Source organism: Flavobacterium sp. GW821-FHT11G01 (genome assembly GCF_058808175.1).
Map to the genome: position 1 here is coordinate 853,203 of NZ_JBXARK010000001.1, position 17,766 is coordinate 870,968.

Below are 17,766 nucleotides of genomic sequence, written 5' to 3' on the forward strand. Positions count from 1 at the left end.
TCTGGAACTGTTTTCAACGTTGCTTTTATGATTTGAAATATTCATCTCAATGTTCTTAAAAATTAATATTTACAAATTTAAATATGGATGAGAAGTAATAATTATACTTTTTTGAATTTTAATTATATTATTATCAGGATGTTGTGGTATTTTGTTTGTTGTTTAAAGGTAATATTTTCTCTTCAAAAAATGATGCATTTTACGCTATTTAAGTAATTTCAGGTTTCAACTTATAATATGAAACGGACTTGATTTACAATTTGTTTTTTTAAATTCTATTCCGACATAACTTTATACTGTTCTTAATTTTAAGAATTTGATTTCTGTTTTTATCAAGGTGCTTTTGGAGTCTTAAATTCAACAATTTAAAAATTAGATAGTATGGCTGTTCCTAAAGAGTTATATAATGCCAAATTCGCTGATTATATAGAATCACTAAAGATTTTATATTTAGTAGACGACAATTTTAAAATGGTTTGCGATGATTATTGTGCCAATAAGTTGAAAGCGGAAAAGTTTAGGAAAAAATTCGAAAAGTATTTTCAACATAAACTGGAATGCGAGAATCTATCAAAAGAACTGGAAGATGAAATATTGATTTATCTTATCCGAAAAGGATAAATGAGTTGTTAGATACGGATTAATTTAACTTCTAAATGAATATGATAACCACGAAGCGAATGAAAATGGCCGCCGCCATTGTCGCCCTAATTTATATACTAGTCCAGACCTTTCAATGGTGGGTCTTTGAGGAAGTGCCCGAAACCAGCAACGTAATTATTGATTTTCAGAATGGCGGTAATAAGCTCAATATCTACAGATCCTGGCTAATGCTTTTAAGTATGTTTGGCCTTTTGTTTTTATTTTTCACCATTTGTTTTGATGATTTTACCCAACGAAAAGGCTGGCGGATCCTGGCATTTTCAGGATTTTTTATCTTTTGTTTATTAGAACTATTTATCCGTTCGATCGAATTGTTTTTCGTACAAGGTTATTTGGTAGATACTTATGCGACAGCAAATACTACCGATCGTGCAGCCATTATTAAAACGGTCACATCAATTCAGCAGGTATGGTGGGCGCTTTATTTTCCGTTAGGACTTTCTCAGTTATTGGGGAGTATAATTTTAGTGGGAGTTTATCGAAGATCTACCGGAATTGATCATCTTATAAAAGTCGTTTTCATTATTAATAGTTGCCGATTGCTTCTGCGAATGCTGGATTCTTATTTGCACATAAATATATTAGGCATAAGTACGCTATTGAATAACGAATTATACCTTCCACTGGTCATCATTATGTTTGGATTAAAGGCGGTTTGGCTCATAAAAAAAGCTAAATCGAAAGCGCAGTATGTTTTATAAAAATGATATTTAATAAAAATTAATCATTTGATTAAATCTTTTGTTTAATTTATTTATATCTTTGCCGAACATTAAAATTATTATGGCACCAAAAAGCAAAGACGCAAGTACAGAAGAAAAAATAAAAGAAGCAGCTCGTATTGTATTTACTCAAAAAGGATATTCGGCTACACGTACGCGTGATATTGCTGAAGAAGCAGGAATTAACCTTGCTTTGTTAAACTATTACTTTAGGAGTAAAGAGAAGCTTTTTGAATTGGTTATGGCTGAGAAAGTAGCAAAATTATTCGGCGTAATTGCACCAATAGTAAACAATGACAGCACTTCATTAGACGAAAAAGTAACTTCAATTGCCGATGCTTATATTACCATGTTAAGCGAAAATCCGGGTTTGCCATTATTTGTTTTGAGTGAAATTAGAAATAATCCGGAACATTTTGGGAACAGAATGCAGGCAGGAAAATTGCTAACAGAATCTTTTTTTGTGAAACAATTATCAGAGAAAAAGCCAGAAGTTCATCCGTTGCATTTTATCATAAATGTTTTATCAATGTGTATTTTCCCCTTTATTGCAAAACCGGTTTTTGAATCGGCCGGAGTGATGACTTCAGATCAATTAAATGCTTTTACAGAAGAAAGAAGAACCTTGATTGTAAAATGGTTTAAAGCTATGATAGATTCGTAGCTATTTTTTTGGACTGAATTTAATCAAATGATTAAAACGAAATATTAAATAATAAAAAATTGAATATGAAAAGGTTATTAGTTTTTATATGGATTGTTTTTCCTGTATTTTCCTTTTATGCACAGCAAGAACGCCGGTTTTTAAAACTGGAAGATTGTTATGTATTGGCAGAAGAAAACTATCCGTTATCAAAAAAAAGGGATTTAATTACCAAAAGCAGTGAATACACAATTGATAACATTTCGAAAGGATATTATCCGAGGTTTGATGTTTTTGGTCAGGCGACTTATCAATCAGATGTTACGCAATTGCCTTTCAGACCGCCGGGTATTGAAGTTCCGATTTTAAAGAATGATCAATATCGCGCTTACGCGGAAGTGAATCAGCTTATTTATGATGGAGGAAATTTGAAACAACAGAAGGAAATCGTCGAAAAACAAACCAAAGTTTCAGAACAACAGCTTAAAGTCGATTTATATGCAGTAAAACAGCGTATTACCGAACTTTATTTCGGAATTCTTGTTTTTGATGAACAGCTTCGCCAAAACGATTTACTAAAAAATGATATTAAAATCGGAATGAAAACAGTTGAGGCACAATTGGTCAACGGAACTGCTTTCAGAAGTAATCTGGATCTGCTTAAAGCAGAATATCTCAAAGCCGATCAGATTGCGATTGGAATTCGGAATTACAAAAAAGCTTATCTCGATATGCTGGGTCTTTTCATCAATTTAGAATTACATCCGGATACGCAATTAGAAACTCCCGAAAACATTGTCAATTCATTAGAAATAAAGCGCCCTGAACTCGAACTTTTCAATTTCAGAAATGAAAGCCTGGAATTGAATAAAAAATCAATTGAAATTGCCAATCTGCCTAAATTCAATTTTTTCGTGCAGGGCGGAGCAGGAAACCCCGGACTTAATATGCTGGAATTGGGATGGAAAGCCTATTACATTGGCGGAATCAGAATGAATTGGTCATTAACCGGATGGTATACAGACAAAAAGCAAAAGGAAATTATCGATATTAATAAACAGCAATTGGAAGTCGATAAAGAAGTTTTCCTCTTCAATACCAATCAGTCTGTAAAACAACAGAATGCTGAGATTACAAAACTGGAAGAATATCTGGTTTCTGATAACGAAATTATAACCTTGAGAAACAATGTTAAAAAAGCCGCTTTGGCACAATTAGAAAACGGTGTAATCGATTCTAGTGATTATTTGCGTGAAGTAAATGAAGAAAATACCGCAACGCAAAATAAAATCATTCATGAAACAGACTTGCTTTTAGCCAAATACAGACAAAAATTAATAACCGGTAATTAACTAAACGATGAAAAAACTAATATTTATAACTATAGCAGCATTGGCAATGTCTTGTTCTGATACTAAAAATGAATTCGACGCCACGGGGACTTTTGAAGCCGTAGAAACGATTATTCCTGCAGAAGCGGGTGGAATTATTAAAGAATTAAAAATTGAGGAAGGAGACGTCTTAAAAGAAGGTCAGAGCGTTGGTTATATCGATACGATACAACTTTCGCTGAAGCGAGATCAATTATTGGCACAAATAAAAGCAACGCAAAGTAAAAAACCGGATATCAATTCGCAATTAGATGTTTATCGCGAAGAATTAAGACAAGCCAAAATCGATCAGCAACGCATGCAAAATTTAGTTAAAGCTGACGCTGCAACCAGAAAACAATTGGACGATGCAACAACCAGGGTTGCTGTAATACAAAAACAAATTATGGCTTTGCAAAAACAATTGGACATCAGCACAACCGGAATCGATGACGAAACCCAAACTTTGAAAGTACAGGTAAGCCAGATTAAGGATCAATTGGCAAAATCTCGAATTATCAATAAAACCAACGGAACAGTATTGACAAAATATGCCGAAATCGGCGAAATGGCAACCATTGGCAAACCGCTTTATAAAATAGCCGATTTATCAACGATCATATTGAGAGTTTATATCACCGGAGATCAATTACCAGCCGTAAAGCTGAATGACAAAGTGAAAGTTTTTGTGGATGCGACCAACAAAACCTATAAAGAATATGAAGGTGCTCTAGAATGGATAAGCGATAAAGCAGAGTTTACACCCAAAACAATCCAAACCAAAGACGAACGCGCCAATCTGGTTTATGCAGTTAAAGTTAGGGTAAAAAATGATGGTTATTTGAAAATTGGAATGTACGGCGAAATCAAATTTTTAAAATAATGGAATCCGTTATTGTCAAAAATATTACCAAAACCTATGGAAAGGAAAAAAAGGTTGCAGTTAACGATGTTTCGTTTTTGGTAAACAAAGGCGAGCTTTTCGGTTTAATTGGACCTGATGGCGCTGGGAAAACGAGTATTTTCAGGATTCTAACAACACTTTTACTGGCCGACGAAGGTTTTGCTTCTGTGGATGGTTTGGATGTGGTAAAAGATTTTAAAGCGATTCGAAACACCATTGGGTATATGCCTGGAAAATTCTCTTTGTATCAGGATCTGACAGTAGAAGAGAACCTGAATTTTTTCGCGACTTTATTCGGAACCACGATTCAGGAAAACTATGATTTGATTAAAGATATTTACATTCAGATTGAACCTTTTAAAACCCGAAGAGCCGGAAAATTATCAGGCGGAATGAAACAAAAACTGGCTTTGTGTTGTGCGTTGATTCACAAACCAAATGTTTTGTTCCTGGATGAACCCACAACGGGAGTTGATCCGGTTTCCAGAAAAGAATTTTGGGAAATGCTCAAAAAACTAAAACAACAGGATATTACAATTATAGTTTCTACGCCTTATATGGATGAAGCCAATCTTTGTGACAGAATTGCGCTGATACAAGACGGAAAAATACTTTCGATCGACACTCCAAAAAATATAATCGGGAATTATCCTGATGCGCTTTTTGCAATTAAAGCAGATCAAATGTACCCGCTTTTGCAAGCCTTGAAAGTATATCCAAACCGATTGGCAAGTTATGCTTTTGGAGAATTTGCGCATTTTTCTTTCAAAGAAAATCCCGATAAAGCTGATTTATTGAGGTTTTTAGAAAGTAAAGGAATTAAGAATATTGAAATCAAAGAAGCTAGTGTAACTATAGAGGATAGTTTTATTAAGCTTTTGAGTTAGAAATACGAAGTTTTGAGCTTTGGCCCAAAGTTAACCACAATATTGTCATCTCGACGAAGGAGAGATCACACTAGAAGCTCCACACAGCAAATCGCCAAACTTTGTCGAGTTTAGCGTGTGATCTCTCCTTCGTCGAGATGACAAGAATACGCAGACCAATTTTGTGTTTAAAATTAAAACCAGTTTTATGAACGATAAAGTAATTTCATGCAACGCCTTAACCAAACGATTTGGAGATTTCACAGCCGTAGATTCCATCACTTTTGAGGTGGAAAAAGGGGAGATTTTTGGCTTTCTCGGTGCAAACGGTGCCGGTAAAACTACCGCCATGAGAATGTTGTGCGGTTTATCGATTCCAACATCCGGAGAAGCTACAATTGCAGGTTTTGATGTTTATAAGCAAACAGAAAGCATTAAGAAAAACATTGGCTATATGAGTCAGAAATTCTCTTTGTATGATGATTTGACCGTTCAGGAGAATATTACGTTTTTCGCCGGAATTTATGGTCTTTCTGATCAAGCGATTAAAGAAAACAGTGCTTTGCTTTTAAAACAATTGGGAATGGAAGATCAGGCTAATAAAAGAGTGGCTTCGCTTCCGTTAGGATGGAAACAGAAACTGGCCTTTTCGACGGCTATTATTCACAAACCGGAAATTGTTTTTCTGGACGAACCCACTGGAGGGGTAGATCCGGTAACACGCAGACAATTTTGGGATTTAATTTATGAAGCATCAGGAAACGGCATTACAATCTTTGTAACCACGCATTATATGGACGAAGCCGAATATTGCAACAGAGTTTCAATAATGGTTGATGGCAGGGTAGAAGCGCTGGATACACCAACTAATTTGAAAAAACAATTTAATGTCAGTTCTATGGATGAAGTTTTTTATCATTTGGCAAGAGCAGCAAAACGCGGAGAATAATACAACATGAATAATTTTGAACACATAGAAACATAGATTTTGAAACTGCTTAAAAAAGGCATTTCATTTATCTCAAAACACATAGCTATGTGTGAGAAACGAGTTTCTTTTTGTATTCTTTTCAGTACATAAAAACTATGTTATCTATGTGTTAAATAAAATTTTATTAATCACATATAGAGCATTAACTATAAATTATGAAACAATTTTTGACATTTGTAATGAAAGAGTTTTTGCACGTAATGCGTGACAGAAAAACATTATTGATTCTCTTCGGAATGCCAATCGTGCAGATTCTGATTTTTGGTTTTGCATTGACAAATGAAGTCAAAAACTCAAAAATTGTCGTGGTCGATTATGCCAAAGATATAGCTTCACAGGAAATCATTACTAAAATCGAAGCCAGCCGCTATTTTGAAATCAGTAAAAGCCTCACAGCAAGCAAACAACTCGAAGCAGCTTTTAGAACTGGCGAAATAAAAATGGCAATTGTATTTCCGGAAGGTTTCAACAATCAATTATTGCATCAGAATAAGGCGCAAATTCAGATTATTGCCGATGCCTCTGATCCAAATAATGCTACGACATTGACCAATTATGTTTCTTCCATCATAAATGATTATCAATCGCAGTTAAATGTAAATAATCCGATTCCATTTCAGATAAAACCTGAAGTAAAAATGCTTTATAATCCACAATTAAAAGGCGCTCCGAATTTTGTTCCCGGCGTTATGGCGCTTATTTTAATGTTGGTTTGTGTAATGATGACGGCAATTTCTATCGTAAAAGAAAAAGAAATGGGAACAATGGAAATTCTTTTAGTTTCTCCATTCAAACCCATAATGGTCATCATTTCTAAAGCGGTTCCGTATTTATTGCTTTCAATGATAAATGTTATTACGATTTTATTATTAAGTGTTTTTGTTTTAGATCTTCCTATTGCGGGTAATATTCTTTTGCTTTTTGCCGAAAGTACTTTATTTATTATAACCTGTCTGACTCTCGGAATTTTTATTTCGGTTAAAACCGATTCCATGCAGACTGCCATGTTGATTTCTTTATTAGGAATGCTTTTGCCAACGTTGCTTTTCAGCGGATTTATGTTTCCAATAGAAAATATGCCATTACCTTTGCAATGGTTTTCAAATATAGTGCCGTCAAAATGGTATTACATTATCGTAAAAGGAATCATGATCAAAGGAGTGGGTTTTGCTCACGTATGGAAAGAAACACTGATTTTGTTTGGAATAACAATCTTCTTATTGATTATTAGCCTTAAAAGCTTTAAAATACGTTTGTCATGAGAATCATCAAATTTTTGCTCATAAAAGAATTCAAACAGATTTTTCGCAATCGCGCGATATTAGCTGTGATTTTGGCGATGCCAGTGGTGCAGCTTATTATTTTGCCGCTTGCCGCAAATTATGAAATTAAAAACATTAATCTGGCTGTGGTAGACAATGATCGTTCGGATTATTCGAGAGATTTGATCAACAAAGTTATTGCATCTGGTTATTTTAAACTTCGAAGTTATAATGATTCGTATCAACAAGCTTTTACGCAGGTGGAAGATGATAAAGCCGATTTGATTCTGGAAATTCCACACGGTTTCGAGCAGGATTTAATGCGTGAGAGTCAGCAACAGCTTTTTATTGGTGTAAATGCTATTAACGGCACAAAAGCGGGGCTTGGCGCTGGTTATATTGCTGAAATTATAAGAAATTATAATAGTAGTTTGGGAATCAAAAATAATCCGCAAGGAAATTTTAATCCAATTCCTGTGATTGAAATTACATCATCCAACTGGTACAATCAACATTTGAATTACCAATTGTTTATGGTTCCGGGAATATTGGCGATTTTAGTAACGATTGTTGGCGGATTTCTTTCGGCATTGAATATTGTAAAAGAAAAAGAAGTGGGAACCATTGAACAAATTAATGTTTCTCCGGTTAAAAAATATCATTTTATTCTGGGAAAATTAATTCCGTTCTGGATTCTCGGAAATGTTGTTTTTACATTGGGATTATTGGTTGGATGGCTATTTTATGGAATCATTCCGTTAGGAAATATCTTTGTTTTGTACACGTTTATAGCAGTTTATTTGCTGGCTATTCTGGGTTTTGGATTGTTGATTTCTACCATTTGTGACACGCAGCAACAAGCCATGCTCATAATGTTTTTCTTCGTCATGATATTCGTTTTAATGGGCGGTTTATTCACGCCAATTGACAGTATGCCGGATTGGGCCAAAACAGTTTCCAGATTTAATCCGATAAGTTATTTTATAGATGTCATGCGAATGGTCATCATAAAAGGAAGTGGGTTTAGGGATATTTTAAAACATATTTTGATTATAATTGGTTTTGCAATTGTATTGAATTTTGCTGCAATTCTGAATTATAGAAAGACAACGTAATTATAACACATTGACTATATACTATTTTAACACATAGAATCATAGATTTTGTGAGTTTAAAAGGCGTTTCACTTACATCAACAAACATAGGTAGCTATGTGTGAGAAACTAGTTTCTTTCAACCTCCTTTTTTAGATATAAAACCTATGTTTCTATGTGTTAAGTTTTTTTAGAATTGTGATCCAATGTGATTAATTTAATAAACCAATACGCCGGAATCACTCCGGCATATTGGTTTTAATTTTCTTCTTCCAATAAAAATAAACCGTAAGGACAGTTGTCAATACCAAGATCCATAAAATGGGACTACTGAAAAAACTCTGGTAACTTTTGCCATTTGGAATTTCTACCAACGGCACTGTTATAAAAATATCCAATAACAGAGCCGTTCCGGACATTAAGATTCCTGTTGTAATTCCGTTTGTTTTATATCTTTTTTTATAATAAAACTGCGCTCCTAAAAACGCATAAAAAGAAATACAAATCATGACAATGAAAGCTTGCGTCAAAAACGAATCTTTAAGTAGCGGAATATTCCCTAAAACATAAAAAGAAACACTAACACAAATCCAAACAAACAAACCTGCTAACATTCCCCTTAAATAAATCATCTGATTTAATCTTGAGATACAGCCTGATTCCAAATTCCCGTTTTAGCCGTTTCTAATGCATAAACAGAAAATCTTTGGCTTTTCTTCCTAAAACTTTTTCTATATCTGATGTAATGGATGAATTTCTACCATCTAAAACCTGTTCAAAAAGATAGTTCACCAACCAAATATGATCTTCAGGAACCTGATATTCTCTCAACATTTGAATGTATTCTTCTAAAGTCAAATCCTGAAAAGTGATTTCTCTTTCAGAAGCTTTCGCAATTTCTGAAATAACTTCCTTAAAAGTCAATAATCTTGGTCCGGTAAGTTCGTAGGTTTGTTCATTGTGTTTATCATTCAAAAGGGAAGCCACAATTACATCAGCAATATCATCGGCATCTGTAAAAGGTTCTAATGCTTCTGCTCTAGGCAATGCAACATAACCGGCTAGTATTGGCTCTAGAAAGAAGCTTTCGCTAAAGTTTTGGTTGAACCAGCTTGCTCTTACAATCGTCCATTTTTTGGCATTAGTTTTTACTATTTCTTCACAAATCTGGGCTTCTTTTTCACCTCTTCCGGAAAGTAAAACCATTTTCTGAACTCCCATTTGATTGGCCAAACTACTAAATAAATGTATGACGGTTGTTGCTGAAGGAATGGCCAAATCAGGCTGATAGCTAATATAAACGGTATCTATATCTTTAAGTGCAGCTTGCCAGGTTTCCGGTTTTTCCCAATCAAAAGGAATTGCGGCAGATCGTGAACCCGCGCGAACTTCGACATTCGCATTATTTTCTAATCTTTCCAATACTCTGCGTCCTGTTTTCCCGTTGGCTCCCAAGACTAAAATTTTTGTAGTTTTCATATCAATATCGTTTTAAGTGATTACTGATACAAAATTGGGCCGATTAGAATGAAATCATTTGTCGGAAAAGAATTAAGATTTGTTTGAAAAGAATTGTTGTTTGACGTCATTTGGTCGTGTGCCGAATTTAGTATAAAAAGCATTTGAGAAAGAACTCAAGCTTTCATAACCCACTTCCCAAGCCGATTCCTGAACGGTTTTTTCACTATCACGAAGCAATTCATACGCTTTATGAAGTCTTTCTTCTTGAATATATTTGAAAACCGGAATTCCGAAAAGCTCTTTAAAATTCTTTTTGAGTTTATTACTGTTGAGTCCCACCATTTTGGATAATTCGGTAATCGATGGCGGTTTTGAATAATGAGTAGTTACAATTTCTTTCGCGTGAAAAAGTTTGTTTTTGTCGTATTCAGATAAATCAGCTTTCTTTTCTGTAGTAAGCAAGGCATAAAAATGAGCTAAAAGTTCGTTGACCTGACTTTTTAAAAACAATAATCGGGTAGTGCCGGTGTAAGAAGTATTGAAGATTTTCTGAACGGCCAATTGCATATCAAGCGTCATATAAAACGCCGGTCCTTTTACAAAATGTTCTTTTGGATTCATTAAATCTGAAAGATGATTTTCAAAAATTTCTTTTTCAGCCGGAGGCAATGCATTAAGATATTTAAGTTTGGCAAAAATGCTTATCGATTGCAAAGGTTTGTCGGGTTCGATTTTATGGGCAAATTCCACTTTTTGATTGCCAAAGAAACAAATCGCTAAACCGGTAGTATTCGTCAGATATTTGGTTTGATTGTTATGTTTGATTTCCAATTCGACATTGCCTGAACCATAAAAAGCAAAACCTATAGAATCGCCATCAATTTCACATTTCTCGACTACTGTTTTTGTCGCGTAAGACTGCTCAATTAAAACAATAAAATCATTTACTTCCAGAATATCTGTTGTCATACTAAATTGTGATGTTTTGATAAAAGTATGAAAAGTTGCCGTTTTTGAGAAATAATGTGTGACGTAAAAAATATTAAACACATAGAAACATAGGTTTTATGGGCAGAAAAAGGAAATTTAAAGAAACTAGTTTCTCACACATAGTTCCCAAAGTTTGTCATTCCGAGGAACGAGGAATGACAAGATTGTGCAGGCTATGTTTGTTAATGCAAGTGAAACGCCTTTATCAAGTCTTCAAATCTATGTTTCTATGTGTTTAAAAAGCAATCTAGTTTTTCAAATGAAACTTGGTCTTATTAAAATTCTTCGATTTAATAATTTTTCCTTTATCCGTAATCATAATCCAACGGTATTCCGGATATTTATTGATGAGGTTGATTCCGGCTTCTTTTCCTAAAACCATGATCGAAGTACTAAAACCGTTAGCTGTTTCGGCATTTGGACCAAAAACAGAAACGCTGCAAAGTCCGGTAGAAGGATATCCGGTCGCCGGATTGATGATATGAGAATATCTTTTACCGTCTAAAATCACAAATTTTTCATAGCTTCCGGAAGTAGTGACAGCGCCATCGTGCAACGGAACTACTGCGAAAATTTCATCAGTATGAAAAGGATTTGTCATTCCGATGTTCCAGTCTTTGCCATTAGGCTGTTTTCCCCAGACGGTCATATCACCGGTGGCGTTTACGATTCCTGCTTGTATTCCTTTTGAAAGCATTAAATCCTTGCATTTGTTGGTCGCATATCCTTCGCCTAAAGCGCCAAACCCGATTTTCATTCCTTTTAATTTCAGGAAAATAGTCGATTGTGTGCTGTCCAGAACGATATTTTTATAACCGACTTTCTCTACCGATTTTTTTATGGCTTCCGCCGAAGGCATTTCAGTCATCGAGCCATCAAATTTCCATATGCGATCCATGGCAGCAAAACTGATATCGAAAGCGCCGTTTGTAATTTCAGAAAAATGCAAGGCTCTTTTTGTTAGTTCAAAAACTTCTTTATCCACTTTTACAGGACGAATTCCCGCATTCTGATTGACTTCTGAAACTTGCGAAGTTGGTTTCCAGTCCGAAATCAGATTTTCAATTCTTGTGATTTCGGCAATAATTTCATCAATTGAATTTTCCGCTGTTAGAGAATCTTTTGCTACTATCGAAATATCAAATCGGCCTCCCATAAGCATCGTGGTTCTTTTTCGTAAAATTTGGGCTTCAGCATTAAAAGCACAAACGAATACCAAAAGGAAAAACAATGTTTTGAAAAGGGATTTGTAATTCGTTCTCATAAAGCGCTTTTTTATGTTTAATAACAATCTGTCAATAATTGACCATTGTTTTTATAATCGCTTAGTTGTTTATTTTCCCCAACTAATAAAGCATCAAGAGTCAATTCAACATCTTTTTGCATGGCCAATGAACCGCAAATCATGATTACACCATTATTGGCTAATAAATCAATAAAAAAAGCAGCATCACGTTTGATCAGATCCATCACATAAAAATGATTGTCTTCACGGGATAAAGCCAAATGAAAACTTTGCAAATGTTGCTTTGCGATCATTTCAGAAGCGAATGTTTTATATCCTGAAAGCGTTTCCGTTTCCATTCTGAAACCACAATATAAATGCGTTTCTGTCTTTTTCTTGTTTTGTTCGATCATTCCGAGGAAAGGCGCAATTCCGGTTCCGTTAGAGATAAAAGCCACTTTTGAAGCTTTTTTAGGCAAATGAAAAGCATGATTATTAATGATTCTTGCTTTGATGACGTTGCCTGGTTTTAACTCATTCAAAAAGCCTGAACCTAATCCGTTTGGATGCAGTTTGACAACCAATTGAATATTGCCGGAATGATTTCCGATAGAGTAGAGGCGTTCTCTGGTGTCGTTTGCGGGATAAATTGCCAGTAAATCACCAGAAGTAAATTTGGCTCTCATATTGGCTCTAAGCGTAAGGATAAAAGTGTGTTCTGTTTCAGAAATAGCAGTTTTGTCTAAAACCATTAATTTCTGTAAACCTTTTGGCGCATGATTATATAAAGATGGTGTGGTAGACAACGGAATTCCAGTTTTGGCACTCCATAATTTAATCCACTCCACAAATTCAACAGCCGATTTATCATTGACGGTTTGTAAATCCAGGAAACGTTCTGCCCAGTTTTGTTTTTCTAAAAGCAAATCAATTTCGCGGGCAAAACCACAAAAATCCGGATAAGCTGTAGAACCAAATCCAACGACCGAAAAATTGATTTTTTGTTGTTGTTTGTGCTTCTTTAAAAGGGATATAAATTTCTTCCCATTAGATGGTGGATCTCCCAATCCGTGTGTAGAAGAGAAAACGATTATATGTTCTGCTTTCGGGAAAATAGTATAATTATTTAATTCAGTCAGAAAAGCTTTTTCGCCAGCCGCATTAAGTTGTTTCTGAATCGCATTGGCAAATCGAAGCGAACTTCCGTTTTCAGAACCTGCCAATAAAATGTATTTACTTTCATTGGCTTTGAATTTATTTTTAATTCGGCTAGACCTTCTTTTTAAAGTCATAGCAAAACCAGAATAGATAAAAAAGAGAATGTTTGCAGCGGCAAGAGCGAGAATTAAAGCCCAAACTGCGTTTATTCTTCCGGTATGAAGATCAAGACTCAAGTCAGCGAATTGTGCGGTCATTGGCGATTTTTTTTCGCTAATAACTTCGCCTGTAATCTGATTTACTTCAATTTCGCGGTCTTTTAATTCTATTATATAATATTCTTCAGGATCATCTGTAAAAGGAAATTCGATTTTCTTTACGTCAGCCAAAAGTGTAGTCTTAAATATATTGACAACCGGAGCTTTTTTGGCAGGCGTAACAGTTTCTGTTTTTTCTTTTTGCTCTTTTTTATCCATGAAAAAGTTAAATCTTTCCAGCGATAAATAAGTTCCTGTAAGCGCAATAACCAAAATCGGAATTAAAGCCAATCGCCCTAAAACCACATGATAATATTGAGCAAAATATTCTTTGATTACTTTCGAAAAGAAGTTGCGAATGCCTTTTTGTCTTTTCAAAACCAAAACAAATCCCGAAATAGCAATCAGGAATAATAGAAAAGAAATAACACCCACAAAAAAGCGACCCGCTTCATGCAGAAACAAAGAACGATGAAAGCTGGTTATCCATTGAATAAATTCACTTTTCTTTACAGGAGTTCCTAACTTTTTTCCTGTTTTTACATCAATATACGCATTGATATCATTGCCGTCCTGATCGATGGCCTGCAGCGTTACAAACTGATTGTAATCGACAGTTAACTCCGTCATTTCAGAATAAGACTTTTTTAAGACTGGAAGCGTCTCTCCCAAAGTTATTTGATCAAAATTTTCGACTTTGTACGGAAGTGTTTTTTCCTGTACAGCATCAACGGCTAAAATAATACCCGTTACAGATGCTAAGATCAAAAATAAAGATGAAACCAAAGCCAGGGCCAGGTGAGAGGAACGCCAAAAAGAAAGAGTCATTGAATTTATGCTAAAAGGTAATCAAATGCAAATGAGAAGGTAAGGTATTAAATTTTGTTTAATCTTACATATCTAATATAACCTTTGCCTTCTGTTTTATCAGCAAGTCCGGCTGTTGTAAGCGGAATTTCAGCATCAGTTATATAATATTTTTGATCTTCAACAGCCGATTCAAATCTTAATTTATATCCTTTGTTCAATTTAGCATCTTCAATTTCAAATGTAGTGATACTGCGATCTCCTCCAGTAACTGATGCTCCGCTTATTGCACTGATATCCTCGTGTTTTTGAGTCTGAAATTTATTCCATTCTTTCAATGATTTGTACCATTTTTTGTCATCGCCCATTACATAAAGTGTTTTTTCGTATTCTCCTTTTGGGTTAATAAGAGAAACAACAATATAAGCACCTTCACCCATATAATTGGCCATTTGAAGCATACATTTGTATTTGCTTTGTGCAACAGATTGAAAAGAAACAAGGCAGATAAGAGCGCCTGTAAAGGCTATTTTAAGAATTGATTTCATTTTTTATAATTGTGAGTTGTGAGTTGTGAATTGTGAAATGTGAAATGTGAAATGTTAGATGTGAAATGTTTTATCAACTCACATTTCACATCTAACATCTAACTTTACTTCAAAAATTCGATTGATACATTTTGTTTTGTTAAAGACTCGTTTTCTTTGGCAAGAGCGTAAGCACTTTCGTCAAATTCAGTTTTGATGTCTTTTTTGGCGCCAATTGAAATTAGATATTTCAGGATTTCATCGTTTTTAGAAATCATCGCGGCTTTATGCAAAGCAGTCATACCATCTTTGTTTTTGGCATTGACATCAATATTTAAAGGAGCTAGTTTTTTCAATAAATTCAAATCATTTTTTACAACAGCTAAATGATATAAAGTATTACCATCTTTTTGAGCGGTAGCAAGATTTAAACCTTTGTCTTGTAGTAATTTTATTTTTGCTTCTAAAGGATCTTGTCCTTTTGATGCTTCAGGGCGAAAGGATTGAATTAGGTATATGCCTAAATTATTGCCGTCTTTATCTGTAACTTTTACATCAGCACCTTTATTTGAAAGAAGCGCAACATTTTCAGGAGTTCCAGTTTTTACAGCTAATGTTAAAGCTGATTCACCTTTTGTATTTTGCAGATTAATGTTTTTTGCTGATGGAAGTAATAATTCTAACGCGCCATTTTCTCTTGCTCCGGCTGCAATCATAAACGGGGTATTTCCGTCTTTATTCAATTTATTAGCATCTACACCTTTTGCAAGAAAGTAACTGATAATTTCTTTTTGATTTGGTTTTCCAGCCAAAAGATGAAGCACATTTTCTCCCGATTTATTTGTTATGGTAGGTTTTATTTTTACTTCTTCAACTAAATATTTGTAAGTTTCAAGAGGAGTAGTTTCTCTGCGGCTTCCTTGTGTCGCTATAAGAAGTGCGTTATCTGTGTATTTTACTTTTCTTTCTAATAATTTTTTCAAAAGAACAATATTTCCAGTTCTGGCAGCATAGTTAAAAGCTGTGTTTCCTTCATTATCAGCATCTTTAAGAGACATTCCTTTTGTTGTAAAATATTCAGCAGCAGTTAGATCTTTATCAAACGGAATAACAAGAAGCAATAAGTTTGCTCCATCTTTATATTTTTTCTTAGGATCAATTCCGGATTTAAAGAAAGCTTCATACAAAGCAGGATTTGTTTGTCCGTTCATGGCAGCAAAATCAACAGGTATAGTACCATGGCTATCTTCTGCATTAACATCTGATCCTTTACTGATAAGATACTCTACCATTTCTACATTGCCTCTGTAAGCTGCCCAGTGCAGGTAAATACGATTGTCGTGTGTCGATTTATTTACCGGATTTCCTGGTTGCTCTAATAAGAATTTTATGGTTGCATTGGGTGCATCGTTATTTATAGCAAGAACAGTAACATCAAAAGCATTCGGATTGGCTTCAGCAGGATTATTTCCTTTTGCTATTTCGGCTTTTACCGTTTCTACATTTGGAGCGCTTTTCCAGAAGGTTGCATCTAATAATGTATTTTTTTGCTGAGCATTAGAAAATAAGGCAGCAACTAATGCAATTGAAATGAAAAGTTTCTTTTTCATATTTAGAAATTTACAATTTTTAAAATGGTTTGGTTCCGTTTTTATTTTCTTAATAACCGCTCAATAAGATTGAATTATTTAGAATAAATAAAAATAACGCAAATGTAAAAATAAATATTAGTACGACAATTTTATTTAGGATAGAAAATCAATCTTAATTTATTCTTAAGATTACGAAATTTAAAAAAGGTTTAAATTTTTGTTCAAATTCTTTATTGCTATATCGCTATTGGTTTATTCCTGCTAACGATATATAGTTTTTATTATTTTATTTGAATTTCATAATGTGTTGATTGTTAGCGTTTTGATATTAAGGCATCATTCTAGCCTGTTCGTTTGCATAACAACCTAATAACTACTTTATGCAAACCGAAAATACAAAAACAATTCTTTTTATAACAGGAGCTTTTGTGAGTAATGAATCTTGGAATGATTGGCGGGATTTTTACGAAAACAAAGGATATAAAACAGTTGCTCCGCCCTGGCCTTATAAAAATGATACGGCAGAAAAGCTTCGAAAACGACATCCGGATCCTGAAATAGCGTCTATTCGATTGCAACAACTATTGGACTATTTTGAGGAAATCGCAAGATCATTTTCAGAAAAACCCATTATTATAGGTCATTCCATTGGTGGATTAATCGCACAGATTTTAAATCAAAAAGGGTTAGCTGCCGCAGCAATTGCAATTCATTCTGTACCACCTCAAGGTATAATGTCTTTTAAATTTTCTTTTTTAAAAGCAGGCTGGGGACCACTTGGGTTTTTTACTTCTACAAAAAAGACGTTTTTAATGACTTTTTCGCAATGGCAATATGCTTTTACGAACGATATGCCTTTTGAATTGCAGAAAAGTGGTTATGAGCAACTGGCCATTCCGGAATCTAAACTAGTGGTTCGTGATACCATTACTTCTGTAGCCAAGGTAGATTTTGCTAAACCGCATCGTCCATTATTACTGATTGCAGGAGATAATGATCACACGATTCCGCATCAGTTAAATGAATCAAATTTTAAAAAATACACTGATAAAAGCTCAGTTACTGATTATAAGCTTTTTCCAGGTCGAAACCATTTTGTTTTAGGACAACCCGGCTGGCAGGAAATCGCGAATTATATTTCGGAATGGCTTAGTGAGAAGAGTAAAGAGTAAAGAGTAAAGAGTAAAGAGTAAAGAGTAAAGAGTAAAGAGTAAAGAGTAAAGAGTAAAGAGTA

At 34.5% G+C, this 17,766-nt stretch carries 17 protein-coding genes; 10 read left to right on the plus strand and 7 right to left on the minus strand.

What is annotated here, in order from left to right; all coding sequences use genetic code 11:
* Positions 1-381 precede the first annotated feature (381 nt).
* From AC1RRN_RS03690 to AC1RRN_RS03730, 9 genes are all read left to right on the plus strand, one after another.
* On the plus strand, positions 382-621 hold the full coding sequence (locus AC1RRN_RS03690; protein WP_492966010.1) for a hypothetical protein: 240 nt from the start codon (positions 382-384) through the stop codon (positions 619-621).
* A gap of 59 nt (positions 622-680) precedes the next feature.
* Positions 681-1,364, plus strand: a complete 684-nt coding sequence (locus AC1RRN_RS03695; protein WP_492966011.1) for a hypothetical protein — start codon at positions 681-683, stop codon at positions 1,362-1,364.
* A gap of 82 nt (positions 1,365-1,446) precedes the next feature.
* On the plus strand, positions 1,447-2,049 hold the full coding sequence (locus AC1RRN_RS03700) for a TetR/AcrR family transcriptional regulator (RefSeq protein WP_492966012.1): 603 nt from the start codon (positions 1,447-1,449) through the stop codon (positions 2,047-2,049).
* Between the two features lie 65 nt (positions 2,050-2,114).
* Entirely contained in the window at positions 2,115-3,380 is a 1,266-nt protein-coding gene (locus AC1RRN_RS03705; RefSeq protein ID WP_492966013.1) for a TolC family protein, read from the plus strand.
* Positions 3,381-3,387: 7 nt separating this feature from the next.
* On the plus strand, positions 3,388-4,281 hold the full coding sequence (locus AC1RRN_RS03710; RefSeq protein WP_492966014.1) for an HlyD family secretion protein: 894 nt from the start codon (positions 3,388-3,390) through the stop codon (positions 4,279-4,281).
* The gene (locus AC1RRN_RS03715) at positions 4,281-5,189 is read left to right on the plus strand and encodes an ABC transporter ATP-binding protein (RefSeq protein WP_492966015.1); all 909 of its coding nucleotides are present in this window, start codon (positions 4,281-4,283) and stop codon (positions 5,187-5,189) included. The genes AC1RRN_RS03710 and AC1RRN_RS03715 overlap by 1 nt, the downstream gene beginning before the upstream one ends.
* 187 nt (positions 5,190-5,376) lie before the next feature.
* Positions 5,377-6,117, plus strand: a complete 741-nt coding sequence (locus AC1RRN_RS03720) for an ABC transporter ATP-binding protein (protein ID WP_492966016.1) — start codon at positions 5,377-5,379, stop codon at positions 6,115-6,117.
* A gap of 197 nt (positions 6,118-6,314) precedes the next feature.
* Positions 6,315-7,421, plus strand: a complete 1,107-nt coding sequence (locus AC1RRN_RS03725) for an ABC transporter permease (RefSeq protein ID WP_492966017.1) — start codon at positions 6,315-6,317, stop codon at positions 7,419-7,421.
* Positions 7,418-8,536 (plus strand): ABC transporter permease, encoded by a 1,119-nt coding sequence (locus tag AC1RRN_RS03730; RefSeq protein WP_492966018.1) that lies wholly within the window; start codon positions 7,418-7,420, stop codon positions 8,534-8,536. Before AC1RRN_RS03725 ends, AC1RRN_RS03730 begins: the two co-directional genes overlap by 4 nt.
* A 218-nt stretch (positions 8,537-8,754) precedes the next feature.
* Here the strand turns inward: AC1RRN_RS03730 and AC1RRN_RS03735 are convergent, their stop codons facing one another.
* From AC1RRN_RS03735 to AC1RRN_RS03765, 7 genes are all read right to left on the minus strand, one after another.
* Positions 8,755-9,147 carry a DUF5367 family protein gene (locus tag AC1RRN_RS03735; protein ID WP_492966019.1) on the minus strand — a complete coding sequence of 131 codons (393 nt, stop codon included), beginning with the start codon at positions 9,145-9,147 and terminating at the stop codon, positions 8,755-8,757.
* 52 nt (positions 9,148-9,199) lie between these two features.
* Positions 9,200-9,994 (minus strand): NAD(P)H-binding protein, encoded by a 795-nt coding sequence (locus tag AC1RRN_RS03740; protein ID WP_492966020.1) that lies wholly within the window; start codon positions 9,992-9,994, stop codon positions 9,200-9,202.
* 72 nt (positions 9,995-10,066) lie between these two features.
* Complete coding sequence (locus AC1RRN_RS03745) at positions 10,067-10,945, minus strand: helix-turn-helix domain-containing protein (RefSeq protein ID WP_492966021.1); 879 nt, start codon at positions 10,943-10,945, stop codon at positions 10,067-10,069.
* A gap of 268 nt (positions 10,946-11,213) precedes the next feature.
* The gene (locus tag AC1RRN_RS03750) at positions 11,214-12,230 is read right to left on the minus strand and encodes an FAD:protein FMN transferase (protein WP_492966022.1); all 1,017 of its coding nucleotides are present in this window, start codon (positions 12,228-12,230) and stop codon (positions 11,214-11,216) included.
* A 17-nt stretch (positions 12,231-12,247) separates the two neighbouring features.
* Positions 12,248-14,434, minus strand: coding sequence for a PepSY domain-containing protein (locus AC1RRN_RS03755; protein ID WP_492966023.1), 2,187 nt, complete (start codon positions 14,432-14,434; stop codon positions 12,248-12,250).
* A 47-nt stretch (positions 14,435-14,481) separates the two neighbouring features.
* Positions 14,482-14,961, minus strand: coding sequence for a DUF2271 domain-containing protein (locus tag AC1RRN_RS03760; RefSeq protein WP_492966024.1), 480 nt, complete (start codon positions 14,959-14,961; stop codon positions 14,482-14,484).
* A gap of 104 nt (positions 14,962-15,065) precedes the next feature.
* The gene (locus AC1RRN_RS03765) at positions 15,066-16,550 is read right to left on the minus strand and encodes an ankyrin repeat domain-containing protein (protein ID WP_492966025.1); all 1,485 of its coding nucleotides are present in this window, start codon (positions 16,548-16,550) and stop codon (positions 15,066-15,068) included.
* A gap of 362 nt (positions 16,551-16,912) precedes the next feature.
* Here AC1RRN_RS03765 and AC1RRN_RS03770 point away from each other — a divergent pair, with 362 nt between their 5' ends.
* A complete protein-coding gene (locus AC1RRN_RS03770; protein ID WP_492966026.1) occupies positions 16,913-17,704 on the plus strand; it encodes an alpha/beta hydrolase in 792 nt (263 codons plus the stop codon).
* Positions 17,705-17,766: the final 62 nt, after the last annotated feature.

Bases quoted from the DNA above. Each gene is read 5' to 3' on its own strand.
- AC1RRN_RS03690 (WP_492966010.1), top strand. From the start codon at position 382: ATGGCTGTTCCTAAAGAGTTATATAATGCCAAATTCGCTGATTATATA.
- AC1RRN_RS03695 (WP_492966011.1), top strand. From the start codon at position 681: ATGAAAATGGCCGCCGCCATTGTCGCCCTAATTTATATACTAGTCCAG.
- AC1RRN_RS03700 (WP_492966012.1), top strand. From the start codon at position 1,447: ATGGCACCAAAAAGCAAAGACGCAAGTACAGAAGAAAAAATAAAAGAA.
- AC1RRN_RS03705 (WP_492966013.1), top strand. From the start codon at position 2,115: ATGAAAAGGTTATTAGTTTTTATATGGATTGTTTTTCCTGTATTTTCC.
- AC1RRN_RS03710 (WP_492966014.1), top strand. From the start codon at position 3,388: ATGAAAAAACTAATATTTATAACTATAGCAGCATTGGCAATGTCTTGT.
- AC1RRN_RS03715 (WP_492966015.1), top strand. From the start codon at position 4,281: ATGGAATCCGTTATTGTCAAAAATATTACCAAAACCTATGGAAAGGAA.
- AC1RRN_RS03720 (WP_492966016.1), top strand. From the start codon at position 5,377: ATGAACGATAAAGTAATTTCATGCAACGCCTTAACCAAACGATTTGGA.
- AC1RRN_RS03725 (WP_492966017.1), top strand. From the start codon at position 6,315: ATGAAACAATTTTTGACATTTGTAATGAAAGAGTTTTTGCACGTAATG.
- AC1RRN_RS03730 (WP_492966018.1), top strand. From the start codon at position 7,418: ATGAGAATCATCAAATTTTTGCTCATAAAAGAATTCAAACAGATTTTT.
- AC1RRN_RS03735 (WP_492966019.1), bottom strand. From the start codon at position 9,147: ATGATTTATTTAAGGGGAATGTTAGCAGGTTTGTTTGTTTGGATTTGT.
- AC1RRN_RS03740 (WP_492966020.1), bottom strand. From the start codon at position 9,994: ATGAAAACTACAAAAATTTTAGTCTTGGGAGCCAACGGGAAAACAGGA.
- AC1RRN_RS03745 (WP_492966021.1), bottom strand. From the start codon at position 10,945: ATGACAACAGATATTCTGGAAGTAAATGATTTTATTGTTTTAATTGAG.
- AC1RRN_RS03750 (WP_492966022.1), bottom strand. From the start codon at position 12,230: ATGAGAACGAATTACAAATCCCTTTTCAAAACATTGTTTTTCCTTTTG.
- AC1RRN_RS03755 (WP_492966023.1), bottom strand. From the start codon at position 14,434: ATGACTCTTTCTTTTTGGCGTTCCTCTCACCTGGCCCTGGCTTTGGTT.
- AC1RRN_RS03760 (WP_492966024.1), bottom strand. From the start codon at position 14,961: ATGAAATCAATTCTTAAAATAGCCTTTACAGGCGCTCTTATCTGCCTT.
- AC1RRN_RS03765 (WP_492966025.1), bottom strand. From the start codon at position 16,550: ATGAAAAAGAAACTTTTCATTTCAATTGCATTAGTTGCTGCCTTATTT.
- AC1RRN_RS03770 (WP_492966026.1), top strand. From the start codon at position 16,913: ATGCAAACCGAAAATACAAAAACAATTCTTTTTATAACAGGAGCTTTT.